Origin of the sequence: Mesorhizobium sp. M0195 (assembly GCF_040322115.1) — a bacterium.
In the GTDB taxonomy this organism is placed as follows: domain Bacteria; phylum Pseudomonadota; class Alphaproteobacteria; order Rhizobiales; family Rhizobiaceae; genus Mesorhizobium.
This window is the reverse complement of sequence record NZ_JAMYSV010000001.1, coordinates 595,008-614,259: the sequence shown is the minus strand read 5'-3', so window position 1 is coordinate 614,259 and position 19,252 is coordinate 595,008. Positions and strand designations below refer to the sequence as shown.

Here is a 19,252-nt window from a genome sequence, read left to right as displayed (position 1 = left end):
AACCAAGCGTAATGCTCCGTGAAGTGCCGGAGATACGGTTTTATTGGCCTTCCCGCCCGGAACATTACCGAGATTTAATCGAAACCGGCTCTGGCTCAAAGATTCCGCAGCACCGGCGCCGCCTTGTGGCCCAGCACCCGCCACGTGCCGGCAAGGCCGATGCCGACCGTGACCACCAGCGAAAAGCCGATGGTCGCCACCGCCACCTCGGGCATGAAGTGCGATGGCAGCGTCATGATGCGCGCGACGACGAACCATGCCGCCACAGCGCCCGCCGCCAGCGCGAAGATCGCGGTAGCAAGGCCGATCAGCATGTATTCCAGCGAAAACGCGGCGATCAGCGTTTTTCTGGTCGCACCCAGGGTCTTCAGCACCACCGCGTCGTGAATGCGAGCCCGGTTGCCGGCGGCGAGCGCCCCGGCCAGCACCAGCACCGAGGCGATCAACGCCACCCCCGCTGCTGCCCTGATTGCTGTGCCGAGCTGCGCCACCAGCCGGTTGACGATTTCGAGCGCGTCCTTGACCCTGACCGTCGTCACCGCGGGAAAGGCACGCGTGACGGCGTTGAGAAGATGCGCATCGTCGGCTGCCGACGCATTCGTCTCGGTCAGCGTCGCCAACCAGCCATGCGGCGCACCGGCGAACGTGTTGGGCGAGAACACCATGACGAAATTGATGCCTATGGTTTCCCATTCGACCTGGCGGAAATTGGCGATCTTGGCCGTGATGTTGCGGCCGAGCACGTTGACGGTGATGGTGTCGCCGAGCTTCAGCCCGATCTCTTTGCCTTCCTCGGCGGAAAACGAGACCAGCGGCTCGCCGGCATAGTTCTCCGGCCACCAGCTGCCCTCGGTCAGCGTCGCATTCTCCGGCAGCTTTGCGTCATAGGTCAGGCCACGGTCGCCGCGCAGTACCCAGGCGCCTTCGGCCGGAACCTTGACCTTGTCGACATTGACGCCGTTGAGCGCCATCACCCGGCCGCGCAACATCGGCACCTTGATCAGCCTGCCTTGCGGTGCCTCTTTGCCGACCAGCGCGGAGAAGGCATCGACGTCACTGCTCTGGATATCGACGAAGAAGAAGTTCGGCGCCCGTTCCGGCAGGCTGCCCGAGATCTGCCGCCTGAGATTGCCGTCGATCAGCGCCAGCGTCACCAGCAACGTCAGCCCGAGGCCAAGTGACAGAACCACCGATGGCGTCAAGGCGCCTGGCCGATGGATGTTGCCGATGGCGAGCCTGAGCGCGGTCGAGCGCACGCGCGGGCTTTTCTTCGCCGCCCACTGCACCAGCGAGCCGACCACACGCAGCACCAGGAACGAAAAGATCGTGGCGCCAACGAAGATCGAGGCAATACGGCGGTCGCCGGAAAACAGGATCGCCAGTACCGCGAGCAACAGCGCGATGCCCAATGCCGCGGCGATATAGAGCGGGCGGGGAAAACCGCGGCCCTCGAAACCCATTTCGCGAAACAGCGCCGTTGCCGGCACGTCGCGGGCGCGGCCGAGCGGCAGCAAGGCGAAAGCCAGCGTCACCAGCAGCCCGAACAGCGCTGCCATGCCGAGGGCGCCGGGATAGAACCCACCTTCCGCCGGCACTGGAATGACCGATTGGAGTGCGGCGCTGGCCGCGAACGGCATCAGCGCGCCAAGCACAAGGCCTAGCGTGATGCCGAGGGCGGCGATCATCAGGATCTGCACCAGATAGACGGCAAAGACGAAGCCGCCCGAAGCCCCCAGGCTCTTGAAGGTGGCGATGACGCCGCGCTTGCCGTCGAGATAGGCACGCACCGCATTGGCCACGCCGACGCCGCCGACCACCAGCGCCGTCAACCCAACCAGAGTCAGGAATTGCGAAAACCGTTCGATATTCGAGGACAGCGCCGGTGCTGCGTTGCTGCGGGTGCGGATCGACCAGCCGGCCTGCGGGAACTGGTTTGCCGCCTGCTCCTGGATCGCCTTGATCAGTGCCTCAGTGGTGCCGCCGGGCAGGCGGACCTTATAGGCGTTCTCGACCAGGCTGCCCGGCTGGATCAGGCCGGAAGCGGCAAGCCCGTCGGTCGACACCATCAGCCGCGGCGCAAAACCGAAGCCATCCGACACTGCATCCGGCTCGTTGACCAGCCTGGCACGCAGCTCGAACGTCGCGCTGCCGAGCTTCAGCCGGTCACCGATGCCAAGGTTCAGCCGCTCGAACAAGAGGTCCGGCGCGGCGGCGCCGAAGACCCCGGATTTTTCGCCGAACAGATCTTCTCGCGACAGCACCGGCTCGGTCTCCAGCGCGCCGTAGAGCGGATAGGCGCCGTCGACCGCCTTGGCCTCGACCAGCGCCTGGTCGGAGCCGTCCTCGAGCCTCGCCATCGAGCGCATATTGGCACTGTGCGAAACCGTGCCAAGCCGGTCGAGGAAGCTGCGTTCGGCTCTGGTCGGATCGCGTTGGTTGAGCTGGAAGCGGAGATCACCGCCGAGCAGCGTCTGGCCCTGGTCGGCAACACCGGCGGAAATAGCCTGCGCCACCGAATTGACGCCGCCGATCGCAGCGACGCCGAGCGCGATGCAGGCAAGGAAGATCAGGAAGCCGGACAGCCCGCCACGCATTTCTCGCAGCGAAAACCGAAAGGCGAGCCTCAGCGTGCGCGCCAGCGGCATCATGCGGTCACCCTGCCAGCCCTGGTGGCCGGCTTAGGCGCGTCTTCGATCAGCCCCGACCGCATCGACACCTGGCGCGAGCAGCGCGCCGCGAGTACCGGGTCATGCGTGACCAGCACCAGCGTCATGCCGCGTTCGGCCGCCTTGGCAAACAGCAGGTCGGCGACGTGCCGCCCCGTTGCCTGGTCGAGATTGCCGGTCGGCTCGTCGGCGATCAGGATGCGCGGCGACGGCGCCAGCGCCCGGGCGATCGCCACGCGCTGCTGCTCGCCGCCAGACAATTCGCCGGGGTAATGGGTGACGCGATCGCTCAAGCCCACCGCCGCCAGCTCGCGTGCCGCTACGTCGAACGGATCGACATGGCCGGCAAGCTCCAGCGGGACGGCAACGTTTTCCAGCGCCGTCATATTGGGGATGAGATGGAACGACTGGAACACGATGCCGATGTTTCGTCCTCGAAACGATGCGATCTCGTCTTCGCTTTTGCCGTTGAGCTGCTCGCCGGCAATTCGGACCGTACCCGAATCGACCCTTTCAAGTCCAGCCAAAACCATCAGCAATGTCGACTTTCCCGAACCTGAGGGTCCAACGATGCCGGTCGCTTCGCCGCCCGCCATATCGAGGCTGACGCCCTTCAGCACATGGACCGAGGAGCCACCTTCACCGAGCGTCAGCGATACGTCTTGCAGCGAAATGACGGCTTCTTCCAAAATCAAATCGTCCTATATGGGGGATGAAGGCTAGTGCATCCGATGCTCGACAAAGACGAAAACCTGCCTTCGCCAACAGATGTTCCTGGTCATATGGGGCCTGCCGCATGGCTTTCAAACACACCTTTGCCGCAGCCTTCGCCCTTTTCCTCGCCATTTGCGGCGCCATTTCGTCGGCGCGTGCCGAACCATTCACCATTGTCGGTTTCGGCGACAGCCTGATGGCGGGTTATGGCCTCGGGCCAGGTCAGGGCTTCACCGAGAAGCTGCAGGCGGCGCTGCGCGCCAAGGGCTACGATGTCACGGTCGCCAACGCCGGCGTCTCCGGCGATACGACGAGCGGCGGTCTGTCGCGGCTCGACTGGTCGGTGCCGGACGGCACGCAACTGGTCATCCTGGAGCTCGGCGCCAACGACATGCTGCGCGGCGTTTCGCCCGCCATAGCGGAAAAGAACCTGGACGCCATGCTGGCAAAGCTGAAGCAGCGCAAGATCGCCGTTTTGCTTGCCGGAATGCGCGCGGCGCCCAATCTCGGCGCCGACTACCAGAACGCCTTCGACGCGACCTTTCCGCGACTGGCTGAAAAATATGGCGTGCCGCTCTATCCTTTCTTTCTCGAGGGCATCGCCGGTCAATCCGTCCTGCAACTCGAGGACGGCCTTCATCCAAACGCCCGAGGCGTCGACCGCATCGTCGAGGGTATCCTGCCCAGTGTGGAGAAGACCATTGAAGCGGTCCGGGGCAATTCCTGAAGGCGAGGGTTCGCCGTCGCACCACCTTCCGCAGGGGAAGCTTTTAGGCAGGCCTGCGACCAACAAACCCCTTGCCCCGTTTGGATATCGATGATTCGCTAGGGGCAAGAGTTCGATTCGAGGACAGGAGGCTTCCCATGCCGCGTCTTTTTACCGCCCTCGAGATACCGCGTGATGCCGCTCTTTCGCTGTCCCTGCTCAGGGGCGGCCTGCCGGGAGCCCGCTGGATCGACGTCGAAAACTATCATCTGACGCTGCGCTTCATCGGCGATGTCGAGGGCCATGTCGCCGACGACATCGCCAATGCGCTTGACCGTGTTCACCGCCCGTCCTTCCCGCTGACGCTGTCCGGCGTCGGCGCCTTCGGCCAGAAGAAGCCGCATGCGGTGTGGGCCGGGGTCGCCGCTTCGCCCGATCTTTCCGCATTGCAGGCCGAGATCGAGCGCATCTGCCAGCGGCTCGGCATCCCGGCCGACCCGCGCAAGTTCATGCCGCATGTGACGCTGGCCCGCCTGCGCAATTCGAGCCCGCTCGATGTCGCCCAGTACCTGTCGGCACGCGGCAATTTTTCGACGCTGCCGTTCCGGGTCGGCCGCTTCGTGCTGATGTCGTCGCGCGATTCGGTCGGCGGCGGGCCTTACGTCGTCGAGGAGGCCTGGCCGCTTTCAGGTGCCGACAACCGCATCGCCAGCCGTTTGGTCGGCGTCGCCGACGCTTCGCGGATCATGCGGTAGGCGGATATGGCCAGGGAGAAACTAGCAAAAGAGGCGATCCGCGCCGAACTTGCCGGCCTCGAAGGCTGGTCGCTGGCCAAGGATGGCGGCTCGATCACCCGCACCTTCACCTTCAAGAATTTCTCCGAAGCCTTTGCCTTCATGACCCGCGTCGCCCTGGCGGCGGAGAAGATGGACCACCATCCCGACTGGTCGAACGTCTACAAGACGGTAAACGTGACCCTCAACACGCACGACGCCGGCGGCCTGACGGCGCTGGATTTCGATCTGGCCAGGAAGATGAACCGCTATTTCGGCGGCTGAGCCTAGCTGCACCTTGCAGCGAGGTTCGGCTTTCACCACATTTTGCCTCGTGGTCATGCGTGAAGTCACGCGACGGCCGCACGGAGAGATTGATGGCGCAAAAATCCGGTTTTGATTTCTTCGGCCTCGGCAGCAAGCCGGGCAACGAGAGTGAGGTGCGCGACAAGTTCTGGCGTACGGCGAAGAAAGCCGCCCGGCATATCCCGTTTATGGAAGAGGTGGTCGCCGCCTATTACTGCGCCATGGACAAGAAGACGCCGCTTCGCGCCAAGGGCACATTGCTGGCTGCGCTCGGCTATTTCGTGCTGCCGACGGACGTCATCCCCGATTTCATCGTTGGGCTTGGCTTCACCGACGACATCGCCGTACTGACCGCCGCGATCACAACCGTCAGCGCCCACATCACGCCCGCGCACCGGCTCGCCGCCAAACAGGCCATCGCCGACAAGAGCTGAGCCGGCACGGCGCAAAAAATCGCGCGAGACTTTCCGGCCGTCAAACCCACCGCCGCACCCGCGCCTTGTAGGCGCGATAGGCATCTCCGAACTTGCGCTCGAGATAGCGCTCTTCCGGCGCGATGACGCCGGTATTGATCACCCACAGCAGGGGGATGACGAGCGCGATAGCCCAAAGACTTCCGGCGGCGACGCCGAAGCCCAGATAGATGAGGGTCGCTCCCAGATACAACGGGTTTCTGGTCCGCCGATAGATACCGTCGACGACCAGCGCCGTCGTTGGCAAGGTCGGTGGTATGTTGGTTCCAGCGGCCTGAAAGCGGCCCGCCGCCATAAAGAGGAACACGAAGCCGCACACCGCGAGCACGGCGCCGGCCAGATAGCGGGCGAGCGCCTGCCCGGCCATGACCGGGAGCGGCGCGAGCACCTCGAGCACGGTTGCCGCCGCCAGGAAGCCGAGGAAACTCAAAGGCGGTAGCGCAATGACCCCGGGCACGTCGGACGCGCCCGATCCGCCCGCCGCGTCTCCGCCATCCGACCGGGGCACCGCGCCGCTAGCCGCCGCGCGGACGCCGACACGAATGCCAAACACGATCGCCAGGACGACTGTGCCGCCCGCGAGGATCAGGACTGTCTCGGAAATGGCCATGGCCAAATCTCCCGTAAGCCGCCAAGGAGGGCACCCTGGCCGAGTGCCGTGGCGACAAACGCAGACATGGTACCGCCTGCAGGGAAATTCGTCACGTACCTCAAGAAAAGCGGGAATCGCCGCGAAACCTAGCTGCTTGAAAAGTCAAACTCTTGCCGTTTTCGTGGCCTCCAAGTCGCGGCAGGGACAGTGCGCCAGCCGCTTTTTCGAGCGGCAGTGCGAAGACGGCGGCGGTTTCCTGGCGTGAACATCCTTTTCTTAGGGAAATTCACCGTTTGGTAACCCAGATTAAATCAAAATGAAGCGACGGGCAGGACGCCGAGCCGGCCTGCCGCCGCACCAGTGGAATACGGGAAAAGCGATGCGCGGATTGATTGCTATAGTTTCCAGCCTGGCCCTGGTGGCCCTGACGGCGCCCGCGCTGGCGCAGTCGGCCACCAAGATCGGCCAGCATAATGCCTGGGGCACCTACAGCTATCAGGCGTCGGGCGGCGGCAAGGTCTGCTATGTCCTGACCGTGCCAACCGACAAGCAGCCGCCGACGCTCGATCACGGCGACATGTTCTTCTTCGTCAGCCAGCGGCCGGGGCAGCAAGTGTCCTACGAGCCGCAATTCATTGCCGGCTATACCTTCCAGGAGGGTTCCAAGGCCACCGTCACCATCGACAAGAAGTCTTTCTCGATGTTCACGCGCGGCAAGTCGGCCTGGGTCGAGAACGCCGCCGAGGAGCCGGTGCTGATCGCCGCGATGAAGACCGGCACCGACATGAAGGTGTCGGCCAAGTCCGGCCGCGGCAACACCACCACTTACGTCTTCTCGCTGAAGGGCATCTCGGCGGCGCTGGCCTCGATCGCCAAGTGCAAGTAGGCGGTTAGGCGCGGTCTTCCCTTCCCTCCTTGTGGGAGAAGGTGGATCGGCGCGCAGCGCCGAGACGGAAGAGGGGTGTTGGACGGAACGCGGTCGGCGCCAAGCTGGAACACCCCCGACCGAGCTACGCTCGGGCCACCTTCTCGCAGGGGAGAAGGAAAGACCACCTGCATGACTCCGCCGCTAACCTGTGCTATGCGCCGCGCTTCATTTCGGGCACGATGCTGTATTCGGCCGCAAATCGCTTATATTGGCGCAACAATGACCCTTTCATTCGATCTTACCGTCGAAGGCGCGCGTGACGCGTTGCGCACCCGCACGACGCCTGAAAAACCGTCGCTGATCGGCTTGACGCGCGCCGAACTCGGGGCCGCCCTCGTCGCCGCCGGCATCGTGCCGGAGCGCCAGGCGAAAATGCGCGCCCAACAGCTCTGGCATTGGATCTATGTGCGCGGCGTTTCCGACTTCGCCGGCATGTTCAACATCTCCAAGGATCTGCGCGCCGCGCTCGACAGGCATTTCACCGTCGCCAGGCCCGAGATCGTCGAGGAGCAGATTTCCTCCGACGGAACCCGCAAATGGCTGTTCCGCTTTCCGCCGCGCGGCGCCGGCCGGCCGGTCGAGATCGAGACCGTCTACATTCCCGAAGAAGGCCGCGGCACGCTCTGCATCTCGTCGCAGGTCGGCTGCACCCTGACCTGCTCCTTCTGCCACACCGGCACGCAGAAGCTGGTGCGCAATCTGACGGCGGAGGAAATCCTCGCCCAGCTTTTGACCGCCCGCGACCGGCTCGGCGATTTCCCCGACCGCGACACACCCGACGGCGCCATCGTGCCGGCCGAGGGCCGGAAAGTGTCCAACATCGTCATGATGGGCATGGGCGAGCCGCTCTATAATTTCGAGGCGGTGAAGAAGGCGCTGCTGATCGCATCCGACGGCGATGGGCTTTCCCTGTCGAAGAGGCGCATCACGCTCTCGACATCGGGCGTCGTGCCCGAGATCTTCCGCACAGGCGAGGAGATCGGTGTGATGCTGGCGATCTCGCTGCACGCCACCAATGACGATCTGCGCGACCTTTTGGTGCCGATCAACAAGAAGTATCCGCTGAACGAGCTGATCGCTGCCTGCCGGGCCTATCCCGGCCTGTCCAACGCCAAGCGGATCACCTTCGAATATGTCATGCTGAAGGACGTCAACGATTCGATCGAGGACGCCAAGGCGCTGGTCAAGCTGCTCAAGGGCATCCCAGCCAAGATCAATCTGATTCCGTTCAATCCGTGGCCGGGCACCAACTACCAGTGCTCGGACTGGGAGACGATCGAGAAATTCGCCGACTACATCAACAATGCCGGCTATGCTTCGCCGATCCGCACGCCGCGCGGCCGCGACATCCTCGCCGCCTGCGGCCAGCTCAAGTCGGACTCCGAGCGTATGCGCAAGGTCGACCGGCTGGCGCTGGAAGCGATGATGATCGCGGGGCATGGCGAGGCGTGAATCGCGTCGTCGCCTATCTGATCCGCTTCGCCGTCATCCTTGTCGGCTATGGCGTTGCTTCGCTGGCGGCAAGCGCCTTCCTTAACATCATGTTCCTGGCGTCTCTTGGGCTGATGACGGATGAGACGCAACCGGCGGCGCAGGCTTCGCTGTGGTTTTCAGTCCCCTTCGTCGGGCTGTTCGTCGCCTATTTCGCTTTCATGCCGGCGGCGATCGCCATCCTGATTTCCGAGATCCTTGGCCGGCGGGACTGGCTGTTCTATGCACTGGCGGGCGCGGCGGTGGCGGCGGTCTTCCTCGGCTTCGTCCACCAGACGGCCGATGCCAATTTCGAGGTTACCAACACCAGCGTCATGCTGGCGGTGATCGGCTGCGGTATGGTCGGCGGTATTTTCTACTGGCTGAGCGCCGGGCGCTCGGCCGGAAGCTGGCGCCAGATCAGCGCATGACCCCGAACCAAAGGTTCGGAAAGGATCATGCGCAAAATGAAAGTACCTATTTCGCCTGGGCCGTCAGGATCTTGAGCGCGAAGGCCGAAAAAACTCCGGCAAACAGATAGTCGACGACGCGGGTCACACGCGGGCTGGATTTCATCGCGGCCGAGAATTTTTCCGCCGCCAGCACCATCGGCGCCGTCACCGGGATCGCCAGCACGACGAACACCACGCCGAGGAAGAACAGCTTTCCCGGCGCGTTGGGATCATGCGCGGAGACGAATTGCGGCAGGAAGGTCATGAAGAACAGGATGATCTTCGGGTTGAGCAGATTGACCCCGAGCCCCGCGGCCCAGCTGCGGAACAGCGAGATCTGCGGCCCGCTCTTCTTCTCCGGTGAAAACGCCGACCCTTTTGTGATCGCCTGCCATGCCAGGAAGACCAGATAGCCGGCGCCGAAAATCTTCAGCACGAAGAACGCCATCGGCGAGGCGACGATCAGCGCCGAGACGCCGACCACCACCAGCGTGGTGTGAATCAGTGTGCCGCACAAGGCGCCGGCCATCGAGGCAAAGCCGGTGGCACGGCCCTGGCTCAGCGTGCGCGAGACGAACAGCGTCATGTCAGGCCCGGGCGTGATCGCCAGGATGAAGGTGGCGATGGCGAACTGGATAAGCGTCGTACTGTCGGGGATGAAGGACATGGCTCGTCTCGTAGCGGCAAAAGACGGCGCAGCCATAGCGCAGGACCCGTGTGCTCGCCAGCCTCTGAGCGATACAGCATCTGGTCCAGGCATCGTTCGTCCCTTGCGCTGGCCTAAAACGCCGTGATACCTCGCCCGCGAAGAACCCCTGTCGCGGAACTGCCCACCATGTCGAAAGCAAAAGCCGTCAAGAAAGTCGTGCTCGCCTATTCCGGCGGCCTCGATACCTCGATCATCCTGAAATGGCTGCAGACCGAGCTCGGCGCCGAGGTCGTCACCTTCACCGCCGATCTCGGCCAGGGTGGCGAACTGGAGCCGGCTAGGCGCAAGGCCGAGATGATGGGCATCAAGGACATCCGCATCGTAGATGTCCGCGAGGAGTTCGTATCCGATTTCGTCTTCCCGATGTTCCGCGCCAACGCCGTCTATGAAGGCAGCTATCTGCTCGGCACCTCGATCGCCCGGCCGCTGATCTCGAAACATCTTGTCGAGATCGCCAGGGAGACCGGCGCCGACGCGATCGCGCATGGGGCCACCGGCAAGGGTAACGATCAGGTGCGTTTCGAGCTTTCCGCTTATGCGCTGAACCCCGACATCAAGGTCATCGCACCCTGGCGCGACTGGTCGTTCAAGTCGCGCACCGACCTGATCAACTTCGCTGAGCAGCACCAGATCCCGGTGCCGAAGGACAAGAAAGGCGATGCGCCGTTCTCGGTCGACGCCAACCTTCTGCACTCCTCCTCCGAGGGCAAGGTGCTAGAGGACCCGTGGAGCGAGCCGCCGGAATTCGTCCACCAGCGCACCATATCGCCGATGGATGCGCCGGATGAGGTCACCGAGATCGAGATCGAATTCCTCAAAGGCGATCCGATCGCGCTCGACGGCAAGAAACTGTCGCCGGCGACGATGCTGGCGGCGCTCAATGATCTCGGCCGCGACAACGGCATTGGCAGGCTAGATCTGGTCGAGAACCGTTTCGTCGGCATGAAATCGCGCGGCGTCTACGAGACCCCCGGCGGCACCATCCTGATATCGGCCCACCGGGCGATCGAATCGATCACGCTCGACCGCGGAGCCGCCCATCTCAAGGACGAGTTCATGCCGCGCTATGCCGAGCTGATCTATAACGGCTTCTGGTTCGCGCCCGAGCGGCTGATGCTGCAGGCGATGATCGACAAGAGCCAGGAAGACGTTGAAGGCACCGTGCGGTTGAAGCTCTACAAGGGCAACGTGATTGTCACCGGCCGCAAGTCGAGGAAGACGCTCTATTCCGATGCGCTGGTCACCTTCGAGGACGACCGCGGCGCCTATGATCAGAAGGATGCCGAAGGTTTCATCCGCCTCAACGCGCTCAGGCTGCGCACGCTGGCGGCGCGTAGTCGAAAAAGCTGACATCTGAACAGCACCCTGGGGCCGCTCTACCGATCCCGTGAAAGCTGAAACGGTTCGAGAAACCCGGCGGAGACGCCGGGTTTTATTTGTTACTTCTAATATAACAGAAATTAAACCACCTCAAAAGAGTTCTGTTTGACCTTTTGGCGACTTCATCTAAGTTCCCGCTTGCTGTATGGGGGCTTTTGACAATGAAAAATGGTGTTTTTATTCTGCTTGCAACGGTCACCGCCTTGACGGTGTGCCAGTTGTCAGAGGCAAGCGCGAAACGCAACCCGGGCGCGAACTTGGGCGGATGTGTCACCGCTGTCCACGCATGGGGCATCACGCTCAAGCACGATATCGCCTCCTTCATGGGCGTCTCGCAGGAGCGCATGCCGGCCCTGTTCTGCCAGCGCCTTGCCGAAGGGGTGCGCACCGGACGCATCAGCTACTCCGACATAAACAGCCTGCAGCTCGACCAATCGACCGAAATCTGGCTGGTCATCAAGGGCAAGTCAAAGGCGGCTGCTAGGGCCACCCCGGCGCCGCGGAACCCCAAATTCCGTACCTGCTCAAATGTTATCACCGGCTCCTTCGAGGTTGCCGCTTCCGAGAAATGCCCCTTGGGCGGCAGCTACTCGCAAGCTGCCGGAGTCCCGACGGTGATCGAGGGCAGGCCAAAGGCGGCTCCTTCAACGCCACCGAACTCCAAGTTCCGTACCTGCTCAAATGTTTACTCAGGCTCCTTCGAGGTTCCCGCTTCCAAGAAATGCCCATTGGGCGGCGGTTACGTGAACAATTGAGAGCCCAGGCGCTCGCCGCTCTTGGCATGCCACACGCACCGACAAAAAAGCCCGGCACACGGCCGGGCTTTTTGTCGAACGGACATTTCTAGTCAGCCGCCGTCGATCGCGTCGGCGATATGGGCGATGGCCTGTTGGTAGACGCTCGCGGAATTCCAGCCGGCAATTGCACCGATATTCGCCTGCGCGCTGGCGCCCGGTCGCCAACCATGACTCTTGAGGAAGTTGGCGGTAGAAGCCAACGCAGTGGCCTTGTCGCGCAGGTTTTTGTTACCTACGCCATATGTCAAAACATTTCCGGGCAGGAACTGCGTGTGACCAATCTCGCCATGCGCGGCACCGACCGACGAGGCGCTCAACGCTCCGCGATCAACCAGCTTCAGGGCCGCAATGGCATGCGGGTAGAAGAACTCCGGACGGCGGCAGTCATAAGCAAGCGTTAAAATGGCGGAGACCGTATTCTGGTTGCCCATGGCGGAACCGAAGCCGGTCTCCATGCCCCAGATGGCGAGCAACACGCCCGGCGACACGCCGTAATTCTGTTCGATCTTGTCGAACAGCGCAGCATTGGCCTTCTTCAGCGCGCGGCCCCTGGCAATGATCGCGGACGCGCCACGGCGCTTCATGAAAGCTTCCACCGAGCCGCTGAAAGCCTTATGGATGGCGCGGTCGACGGAGATCGTCTTTGTCGCGTAGGTTGCGCGAGCCAGAGCGGCCAGACCCTTCGAGCCGACGCCGTCGGCCTTGGCCTCTGCGGCGAACTCCGGTTTCCACGCCTCGAAGCCGGCGCCGCTCTTGCCACAGCTGGCCGCCTGCGCGCCCGTCGCCAGCGCAAGCACCGCCACCACCGTGGCCACTACAAACATCTTCTTGGCAAGAAATGCCATGCTGCTCTCCTGGTTGCCTGAATCACGTTCCCAATTGCGAACTTGCCTGCGAAACACCTGCTTGTCACTGCCCCGGCGCCACGCCGATGCACTCAATACAGCAGGAACCTCAAATCCACCACACTGGCGGACGCCCGGGAATTTGCCTACGATCAAGTAATTATTGTGGCGGGGGCAGAATAAGCATGGAAGACGTTGATGTCGTGATCATCGGCGCCGGTTCAGCCGGGCTTTCGGCTGCCAAGACCCTGCGCGCTGCCGGTTTTTCCTTCAAATTGTTGGAAGCGATGAACCGCATTGGCGGCCGCGCCTGGACCAGCGATCAGCATTTCGGCGTGCCGTTCGACATCGGCTGCGCCTGGTTGCATGCCGCGGACCGCAATCCCTATTTTCCCGAGGCGAAAGCCGCCGCCTGGACGCTTCACCATCACGACATGGATGTCGATCATCTCTACTACCGCGAGCGAAAGGCAAGCGAAGCCGAAGAGGCGGCGATGAAGGTGGCCGACGCAAGGCTGTTCGAACTGGTGGCGGCACATCAGGTGAGGGAAGGCGACGACGACCGTCTTTCGGCATTGCTCGCCAAGGGACACGCGCCGCGCGCCGCCGCAACCTTCGCCGGGCCGATGGATTTCGGCGCCGACGAGGACGAGATATCGATCCGCGACTTTCAGGCCGCCGCCGATCTCGATCCGAACTATTTCACCAGGGAAGGCTTCGGTACGCTGGTTGCGCGCTTCGGCGCCGATGTGCCGGTGGAACTGTCGACGCCGGTGCGCAAGATCGTCTGGGATGGGCCGGGCGTAGCCTGCGTCACCGATCGCGGTACCATCTGCGCCAAGGCGGTTATCGTCACCGCCTCGCCGGCAGTGCTCGCCTTCGAGGAGATTGCGTTCTCGCCTGCACTCCCCGACGCGCATTTCGCCGCCTTCTTCGACCTGCCGATGGGCATGCTGACCAAGCTGCCGGTCGAAATATCCGGTACAAGGCTCGGCCTGGAGCCGTTCGACGATTTGCTGATCGAGCGGCTGGCCAGACACGACATCTACTTCCTCTGCTTTCCCTTCGACCTCGATCTGATGGTCGGTTTCGTCGGCGGCGATTTCGCCTGGGAGATGTCGTCGGCGGGCGAGGCGGCCGGCATCGACTTCGTCGTCGACCGGCTCTGCGGCATCTTTGGCGGCGACGTGCGAAAACATGTCGGACGCGCGATGATGACCAATTGGGGCGCTGAGCGGTTCGTGCGCGGCGCCTATGCGGCGGCGCGGCCAGGCCGCTCGCAAGCGCGCGCCACGCTGATGCAGCCGGTGGCGGAAAAGATCTTCTTCGCCGGCGAGCATTTGGCCGGTCCGCTGATGCAGACGTGCGGCGGCGCCAGGCTATCGGGCGCGGCGGTGGCCAAGGAGGTCGTCGCCCAGCTTGCGGCAAAATAGCGTCGGCCGGCAGGAACGTGGGCAGCTGACAGGCGTTTGGCGTTCTCCTGCTCGTATTGTCCTTCGCATTTCGAATGATTTGAGACGCCAATGAAGCTTTTCGACTGCCCGCATTGCGGCCATCGTCTCTATTTCGAGAACGCGCAATGCCTGAACTGCGCCAGCCTCGTGCTCTACGATCCCGAGCATGCGTGCTTCGCGCTGTCCGGCGGCGACGTCTTCCATTGCACCAATGCCGACGAATGCGCCTGCAACTGGATGGCTGAGCCCGGCCACGCCTTCTGCCGCGCCTGTGCGCTGAACCAGCTGATCCCGGATCTGTCGGTCGACGGCAACCGCCGCCGCTGGATCCGTGTCGAGGCGGCAAAGAAGCGTGCCGTGTATTCGCTGCTCGCCTTCGGCCTGCCAGTCGCACCCAAGCAGAATCCCGGCGACGAGATCGGCCTCGCTTTCGATTTTCTTGCCGATCCGATCGGCGGCGGTCCCGGCGGCGAGCGTATCTTGACCGGCCACGACAACGGCCGGATCACGCTCAACGTCGCCGAGGCGGATTCGGCAGAGCGCGAGCGACGGCGCGTCGAGATGGGCGAGAACTACCGCACGCTGCTCGGCCATTTCCGCCATGAACTCGGCCATTATTACTGGGACCGCCTGATCCGCGACGATCCGCAAAGGCTTGCCGGTTTTCGCGCTTTGTTCGGCGACGAGCGCGCCGATTACGAACAGGCGCTGAAGACCTATTATGCCGATGGCGCGCCGCCCGACTGGCAGCAGCGCCATATCTCCGCCTATGCGACGTCGCACCCATGGGAGGACTGGGCCGAGACATGGGCGCATCACATGCACATCACCGACACGCTGGAGATGGTGCATGCCCTGAATTTCCCGCTCGGCCGGTTGGAGACCGTTGAAGCCAACGAGCTGCCGCGCGCCGATACCGGCGGCAAGTTGCAGCCGGCACCATCGGAACCCGCCCCCAGGCCAGAGCCCTTCGAAAGGATTCTCGAGCGCTGGCTGGTGCTGTCGGAGGCGTCCAACTCGATCAACCGCTGTATGGGCCTGCCCGATCTCTATCCCTTCGTCATCTCGGACGTGGCGGCGCAAAAACTTGCTTTTGTTCACGAGCTTTTGACCGACCTGCCGAAAACGACTGGAACAAATCGTGAGCCGGCCGAAGCCTTTTAGCCGGAACGCATGCGGCTTTGCTTCGTTTTCGGTCCCGAGGGACTGTGAAACGGAGAGAAAACCATGAAACGCATATTGTTTCCGGCGATGGCCGGAGCGCTCATAGCGATGTCGGGCTCTGCTTTGGCCGACACCGCCGTCTCGGCCATCACCGATCTCAATGTACGCGCCGGCCCCGGCCCGCAATATCCGGTCATCGGTGTGCTCGCGGCCGGCCAGTCGGCGACGCTCGACGGCTGCATCGCCAACAGCAAATGGTGCACCATCGCCGAGGCCAACGGCCAGGGCTGGGTCTATTCCGACTATGTGACGGCCGATTTCGGCGGCAGCCGTGTGGTCCTGACACAGCGTCCGGCCAGCGCTGACATTGCCGTCGTGACGCCGCCTGCCGATAGCGCCGAATATTCCGACACCTATACCGGAGCGATCGTTGCCGGCGAGGCGATCGAGCCTATCCGCAGACCGCCGGCCGAGATCCGCACCTATGTCCGTACGCATCGGCTCGAACCGGTCTATCTCGAGGGCGAGGTGGTGACCGGCGCGACGTTGCCTGACACCGTCGAGCTGCGCGAGATTCCGGACTATGATTACCGCTATGTCTATGTGAACGGCCAGCCGGCACTGGTCGATCCAGGCACCAGGCGCATCATGTACGTCGAGCGCTGACAATACAAACAGGGCGGTCACCGTATAGCGGCGGCCGCTCGCACTGCCGACATTGCCACAAGCCGGTACTGCCGCTGCAATACCGGTTTCCACATTGCGGCCGATGTTCTAGACCTTGCGAGCCGAAGCACCAGCCAGCGAGCCCGCGTGACGATCGACCCAACCGCCTTCCAACAGTACCGGCACACCACCAACAACAAGACCACTTTGCCGCGGCTTCTGCTTGGAGCGGTGGTCGTCATCCTGTTCTGGCTCGGAACCACTGCCGCCGTGCTGTTCGGCGGCACATATGCCTTTGCCGTTTGGCAGGCGTCATCTGGCACCGCCCCGCCAGGTGGAGGAGCGGTGCAGGATTTCATGGCCTCTCCTGCGGGCATCCTCGCGGCGCTGGCTTCATTTGCCGGAATCTGGCTCGGCCTTTGGGCTGCAATGGGCTGGATCCATCGCGAAAAGCTGACCGCCCTGATTGGCGTCAGCCGGCGCATTTCTTGGGCGGGGTTCCTGAAAGGGTTGACCGCGGTGCTGATCACCTCGCTGCTTTCCGAGATCCTGCTTTATGGTTTGCAGCCCGACATCGCGCGCGGCGCGATCGGCCTGTCCTGGTGGCTTTTGTTCCTGATCCCGATCGCCACCCTGACCTTTCTGCAGACCTCGTCGGAGGAGATGCTTTTTCGCGGTTATCTGCTCAGGGGCCTGGCGAGCCGGTTCCAGAACCCTTTCATCTGGGCGCTGCTGCCGGGATTGCTGTTCACCTCCCTGCACTGGAGCCCAGGTTCGAGCGCCGCCATCAATGCCTGCGTGCTGGCCTCGATCGCCGCCTTTGCGCTGTTGCTGACCCTTCTGGTCTATGCCACCGGCAATCTCGGTGCCGGCTTCGGCGCCCATCTCGGCAACAATCTGACCGGTTTCCTGCTGATTTCGCACCAGCAAAGCTATAATTCCTTCGCCCTGTTCAACGCCAAGCCGCTCGAATCCGCCGGCTGGACGACTTTAGACGCCGTCCTCATCGCCGTGATCGGCATCGTCAGCACCCTGTTGACTGTTCTGTTGCTTTTGCATCCGCGCTCACCGCTGAAGGTCGAGCCGGATATGCCGCTCGCCGGCGGCGTGCGCTGATGCGCCTTGCCTGCCGCCCGAGCATATTTGGCGCAAAGCCTGACCAAAGCTTGACTCTGCGGCCGATTTCCTGTCTACACGCCGCGAAATCCGCGACGAGTATTCCTCCGAGCAAACCGACCGGGACGCCGAAACCTCCTTGAGGTGAAGTGCTGTAAATCGATCCCGGAGGCCAACACCCGGCAGCGCTATGCGCCCCCGGGTGCTTTTTGGCTTTGGGCTTTTGCCCGGACCGGCTTTTGCTTGGACAGTTGGCGCGAACGCATTACCTCTCGGGCATCATCCGGGTGCCAGGGAAAAGGAAAAAGAATGTTTGAATCGCTACAGGAACGCACAAGAGGCGTGGAGGGCCATCGGCCCGACAGGGATCAAAATCAATCCAAGGCGCTGTCGCGCGGTGGGTTGACCAATGTTTGAGTCCCTGCAAGAGCGCCTTGGTTCGATCCTGAACGGCCTCACCGGCCGCGGCGCCTTGTCGGAGGCTGACGTCTCGGCGGCGCTGCGCGAGGTACGCCGTGCGTTGCTCGAGGCCGACGTGGCCCTGGAAGTGGTGCGTTCCTTCACCGACAAGGTGCGCGAGAAGGCCGTCGGCGCCGCCGTGGTCAAGTCGATCAAGCCCGGCCAGATGGTCGTCAAGATCGTCCATGACGAATTGGTCGAGATGCTCGGCGCCGAGGGCGTCGCCATCGATCTCAATGCACCGGCTCCGGTCGTCGTCATGATGGTCGGCTTGCAGGGTTCCGGCAAGACGACGACCTCGGCCAAGATCGCCAGGCGCCTCACCGACCGTCAAAACAAGAAGGTTTTGATGGCCTCGCTCGACACGCGGCGTCCCGCCGCGCAAGAGCAGCTCCGCCAGCTCGGCGAGCAGGTCAAGGTCGCCACATTGCCGATCGTCGCCGGCCAGACGCCGGTCGATATCGCCCGCCGCGCCGTGCAGGCGGCCAAGCTCGGCGGCCATGACGTCGTCATCCTCGACACTGCCGGCCGCACCCACATCGACGAGCCGCTGATGGTCGAGATGGCCGACATCAAGAAGATGTCGTCGCCGCACGAGATCCTGCTGGTTGCTGATTCGCTGACCGGCCAGGACGCCGTCAATCTGGCAAAAAGCTTCGACGAGCGCGTCGGCATCACCGGCCTCGTGCTGACTCGCATGGACGGCGACGGCCGCGGTGGTGCGGCGCTCTCGATGCGCGCCGTTACCGGCAAGCCGATCAAGCTGATCGGCACCGGCGAAAAAATGGACGCGCTGGAGGAATTCCATCCCAAGCGTATCGCCGACCGCATCCTCGGCATGGGCGACATCGTCAGCCTCGTCGAAAAGGCGGCCGAGAACATCGACGCCGAACAGGCGGCGGCGATGGCCAGGAAGATGCAGTCGGGCAAGTTCGACCTGAACGACCTCGCCGGCCAGCTTCAGCAAATGTCGAAAATGGGCGGCATGGGGGGCATCATGGGGATGATGCCCGGTATGGGCAAGATGAAGGATCAGATGGCCGCCGCCGGTCTCGACGACAAGATGTTCGGCCGCCAGCTCGCCATCATCTCGTCGATGACCAAGGCGGAGCGCGCCAACCCCGATATTCTGAAGCACTCGCGCAAGAAGCGCATCGCCGCCGGCTCGGGCACCGACGCGGCCGAAATCAACAAACTGTTGAAGATGCATCGCGGCATGGCCGACATGATGAAGGCGATGGGCGGCAAGGGCAAAGGCGGCGGCCTGATGCGCGGCATGATGGGCGGCCTCGCTTCCAAGATGGGGCTCGGCGGCATGATGCCTGGCGGCCCAGGCGGTCCCGGAGGCGGCATGATGGGCGGCGGCATGCCGGATCTCTCCAAGATGGACCCCAAGCAGCTCGAAGCCTTGCAGAAGCAGGCGCAGGCGGCCGGGCTCGGCGGCATGAAGGGCCTGCCCGGCGGTCTTCCCGGTGGCGGTGGCCTGCCTGGGCTGCCCGGCGGCATGAAACTTCCCGGCCTGCCGGGCGGTGGCGGGCTGCCAATGCTTGGCAAGAATGGCCTCGGCAAGAAGAAGTGAGGG

Annotated in this window: 19 protein-coding genes; 14 read left to right on the top strand and 5 right to left on the bottom strand. The window is 63.2% G+C overall.

All coding sequences use genetic code 11. The annotated features are described in order from the left end of the window. Positions 1–95: 95 nt before the first annotated feature. Both NKJ12_RS03090 and NKJ12_RS03085 read right to left on the bottom strand, forming a co-directional pair. Positions 96–2,645: an ABC transporter permease gene (locus tag NKJ12_RS03090; protein ID WP_352701416.1), complete on the bottom strand. Its 2,550-nt coding sequence runs from the start codon at positions 2,643–2,645 to the stop codon at positions 96–98. Further along, positions 2,645–3,355 carry an ABC transporter ATP-binding protein gene (locus NKJ12_RS03085; RefSeq protein ID WP_352701230.1) on the bottom strand — a complete coding sequence of 237 codons (711 nt, stop codon included), beginning with the start codon at positions 3,353–3,355 and terminating at the stop codon, positions 2,645–2,647. The genes NKJ12_RS03090 and NKJ12_RS03085 overlap by 1 nt, the downstream gene beginning before the upstream one ends. Positions 3,356–3,462: 107 nt before the next feature. Between NKJ12_RS03085 and NKJ12_RS03080 the strand changes: the two genes are divergently transcribed. From NKJ12_RS03080 to NKJ12_RS03065, 4 genes are all read left to right on the top strand, one after another. Next, positions 3,463–4,107, top strand: coding sequence for an arylesterase (locus NKJ12_RS03080; protein ID WP_352450197.1), 645 nt, complete (start codon positions 3,463–3,465; stop codon positions 4,105–4,107). A 137-nt stretch (positions 4,108–4,244) separates the two neighbouring features. Beyond that, on the top strand, positions 4,245–4,841 hold the full coding sequence (gene thpR / locus NKJ12_RS03075) for an RNA 2',3'-cyclic phosphodiesterase (RefSeq protein WP_352701229.1): 597 nt from the start codon (positions 4,245–4,247) through the stop codon (positions 4,839–4,841). Between the two features lie 6 nt (positions 4,842–4,847). After that, on the top strand, positions 4,848–5,144 hold the full coding sequence (locus tag NKJ12_RS03070) for a 4a-hydroxytetrahydrobiopterin dehydratase (protein ID WP_254817876.1): 297 nt from the start codon (positions 4,848–4,850) through the stop codon (positions 5,142–5,144). Positions 5,145–5,236: 92 nt separating this feature from the next. Continuing rightward, the gene (locus NKJ12_RS03065) at positions 5,237–5,599 is read left to right on the top strand and encodes a YkvA family protein (protein ID WP_352701228.1); all 363 of its coding nucleotides are present in this window, start codon (positions 5,237–5,239) and stop codon (positions 5,597–5,599) included. A gap of 40 nt (positions 5,600–5,639) precedes the next feature. Here NKJ12_RS03065 and NKJ12_RS03060 read toward each other — a convergent pair whose 3' ends face one another. Next, complete coding sequence (locus tag NKJ12_RS03060) at positions 5,640–6,248, bottom strand: methyltransferase family protein (protein WP_352701227.1); 609 nt, start codon at positions 6,246–6,248, stop codon at positions 5,640–5,642. A 361-nt stretch (positions 6,249–6,609) separates the two neighbouring features. On the opposite strand from NKJ12_RS03060, the gene NKJ12_RS03055 reads away from it, so the two are divergent. From NKJ12_RS03055 to NKJ12_RS03045, 3 genes are all read left to right on the top strand, one after another. After that, complete coding sequence (locus NKJ12_RS03055; protein WP_023721899.1) at positions 6,610–7,116, top strand: invasion associated locus B family protein; 507 nt, start codon at positions 6,610–6,612, stop codon at positions 7,114–7,116. A 261-nt stretch (positions 7,117–7,377) separates the two neighbouring features. Further along, entirely contained in the window at positions 7,378–8,610 is a 1,233-nt protein-coding gene (rlmN, locus tag NKJ12_RS03050) for a dual-specificity RNA methyltransferase RlmN (RefSeq protein WP_352701226.1), read from the top strand. Next, entirely contained in the window at positions 8,607–9,059 is a 453-nt protein-coding gene (locus NKJ12_RS03045; protein WP_352479688.1) for a hypothetical protein, read from the top strand. The genes rlmN and NKJ12_RS03045 overlap by 4 nt, the downstream gene beginning before the upstream one ends. A gap of 46 nt (positions 9,060–9,105) precedes the next feature. Here NKJ12_RS03045 and NKJ12_RS03040 read toward each other — a convergent pair whose 3' ends face one another. Beyond that, positions 9,106–9,747, bottom strand: a complete 642-nt coding sequence (locus tag NKJ12_RS03040) for a LysE family translocator (RefSeq protein WP_352701225.1) — start codon at positions 9,745–9,747, stop codon at positions 9,106–9,108. Between the two features lie 168 nt (positions 9,748–9,915). Between NKJ12_RS03040 and NKJ12_RS03035 the strand changes: the two genes are divergently transcribed. Next, positions 9,916–11,139, top strand: a complete 1,224-nt coding sequence (locus NKJ12_RS03035; protein ID WP_352701224.1) for an argininosuccinate synthase — start codon at positions 9,916–9,918, stop codon at positions 11,137–11,139. 191 nt (positions 11,140–11,330) lie between these two features. Next, entirely contained in the window at positions 11,331–11,924 is a 594-nt protein-coding gene (locus NKJ12_RS03030) for a hypothetical protein (RefSeq protein WP_352479691.1), read from the top strand. A gap of 92 nt (positions 11,925–12,016) precedes the next feature. On the opposite strand, the gene NKJ12_RS03025 is transcribed toward NKJ12_RS03030, so the two are convergent. Continuing rightward, positions 12,017–12,811, bottom strand: coding sequence for a lytic murein transglycosylase (locus NKJ12_RS03025; RefSeq protein ID WP_352479692.1), 795 nt, complete (start codon positions 12,809–12,811; stop codon positions 12,017–12,019). A gap of 185 nt (positions 12,812–12,996) precedes the next feature. Here NKJ12_RS03025 and NKJ12_RS03020 point away from each other — a divergent pair, with 185 nt between their 5' ends. The 5 genes from NKJ12_RS03020 (at position 12,997) to ffh (ending at position 19,249) form a co-directional block, all read left to right on the top strand. Continuing rightward, positions 12,997–14,244, top strand: a complete 1,248-nt coding sequence (locus NKJ12_RS03020) for a flavin monoamine oxidase family protein (protein WP_352701223.1) — start codon at positions 12,997–12,999, stop codon at positions 14,242–14,244. A 90-nt stretch (positions 14,245–14,334) separates the two neighbouring features. After that, on the top strand, positions 14,335–15,429 hold the full coding sequence (locus tag NKJ12_RS03015) for a zinc-binding metallopeptidase family protein (RefSeq protein ID WP_352701222.1): 1,095 nt from the start codon (positions 14,335–14,337) through the stop codon (positions 15,427–15,429). A gap of 63 nt (positions 15,430–15,492) precedes the next feature. Further along, a complete protein-coding gene (locus NKJ12_RS03010; RefSeq protein ID WP_352701221.1) occupies positions 15,493–16,095 on the top strand; it encodes a DUF1236 domain-containing protein in 603 nt (200 codons plus the stop codon). A 147-nt stretch (positions 16,096–16,242) separates the two neighbouring features. Beyond that, positions 16,243–17,211, top strand: a complete 969-nt coding sequence (locus NKJ12_RS03005) for a CPBP family intramembrane glutamic endopeptidase (RefSeq protein ID WP_352701219.1) — start codon at positions 16,243–16,245, stop codon at positions 17,209–17,211. Between the two features lie 409 nt (positions 17,212–17,620). Then, positions 17,621–19,249, top strand: coding sequence for a signal recognition particle protein (ffh, locus tag NKJ12_RS03000; protein WP_352701218.1), 1,629 nt, complete (start codon positions 17,621–17,623; stop codon positions 19,247–19,249). Positions 19,250–19,252 lie beyond the last annotated feature (3 nt).

What these genes read in the sequence shown, in the direction of transcription:
- NKJ12_RS03090 (WP_352701416.1), bottom strand. Translation starts at nt 2,645, where the DNA reads ATGCCGCTGGCGCGCACGCTGAGGCTCGCCTTTCGGTTTTCGCTGCGA.
- NKJ12_RS03080 (WP_352450197.1), top strand. Translation starts at nt 3,463, where the DNA reads ATGGCTTTCAAACACACCTTTGCCGCAGCCTTCGCCCTTTTCCTCGCC.
- thpR (WP_352701229.1), top strand. Translation starts at nt 4,245, where the DNA reads ATGCCGCGTCTTTTTACCGCCCTCGAGATACCGCGTGATGCCGCTCTT.
- NKJ12_RS03070 (WP_254817876.1), top strand. Translation starts at nt 4,848, where the DNA reads ATGGCCAGGGAGAAACTAGCAAAAGAGGCGATCCGCGCCGAACTTGCC.
- NKJ12_RS03065 (WP_352701228.1), top strand. Translation starts at nt 5,237, where the DNA reads ATGGCGCAAAAATCCGGTTTTGATTTCTTCGGCCTCGGCAGCAAGCCG.
- NKJ12_RS03060 (WP_352701227.1), bottom strand. Translation starts at nt 6,248, where the DNA reads ATGGCCATTTCCGAGACAGTCCTGATCCTCGCGGGCGGCACAGTCGTC.
- NKJ12_RS03055 (WP_023721899.1), top strand. Translation starts at nt 6,610, where the DNA reads ATGCGCGGATTGATTGCTATAGTTTCCAGCCTGGCCCTGGTGGCCCTG.
- rlmN (WP_352701226.1), top strand. Translation starts at nt 7,378, where the DNA reads ATGACCCTTTCATTCGATCTTACCGTCGAAGGCGCGCGTGACGCGTTG.
- NKJ12_RS03040 (WP_352701225.1), bottom strand. Translation starts at nt 9,747, where the DNA reads ATGTCCTTCATCCCCGACAGTACGACGCTTATCCAGTTCGCCATCGCC.
- NKJ12_RS03035 (WP_352701224.1), top strand. Translation starts at nt 9,916, where the DNA reads ATGTCGAAAGCAAAAGCCGTCAAGAAAGTCGTGCTCGCCTATTCCGGC.
- NKJ12_RS03030 (WP_352479691.1), top strand. Translation starts at nt 11,331, where the DNA reads ATGAAAAATGGTGTTTTTATTCTGCTTGCAACGGTCACCGCCTTGACG.
- NKJ12_RS03025 (WP_352479692.1), bottom strand. Translation starts at nt 12,811, where the DNA reads ATGGCATTTCTTGCCAAGAAGATGTTTGTAGTGGCCACGGTGGTGGCG.
- NKJ12_RS03020 (WP_352701223.1), top strand. Translation starts at nt 12,997, where the DNA reads ATGGAAGACGTTGATGTCGTGATCATCGGCGCCGGTTCAGCCGGGCTT.
- NKJ12_RS03015 (WP_352701222.1), top strand. Translation starts at nt 14,335, where the DNA reads ATGAAGCTTTTCGACTGCCCGCATTGCGGCCATCGTCTCTATTTCGAG.
- NKJ12_RS03010 (WP_352701221.1), top strand. Translation starts at nt 15,493, where the DNA reads ATGAAACGCATATTGTTTCCGGCGATGGCCGGAGCGCTCATAGCGATG.
- ffh (WP_352701218.1), top strand. Translation starts at nt 17,621, where the DNA reads ATGTTTGAGTCCCTGCAAGAGCGCCTTGGTTCGATCCTGAACGGCCTC.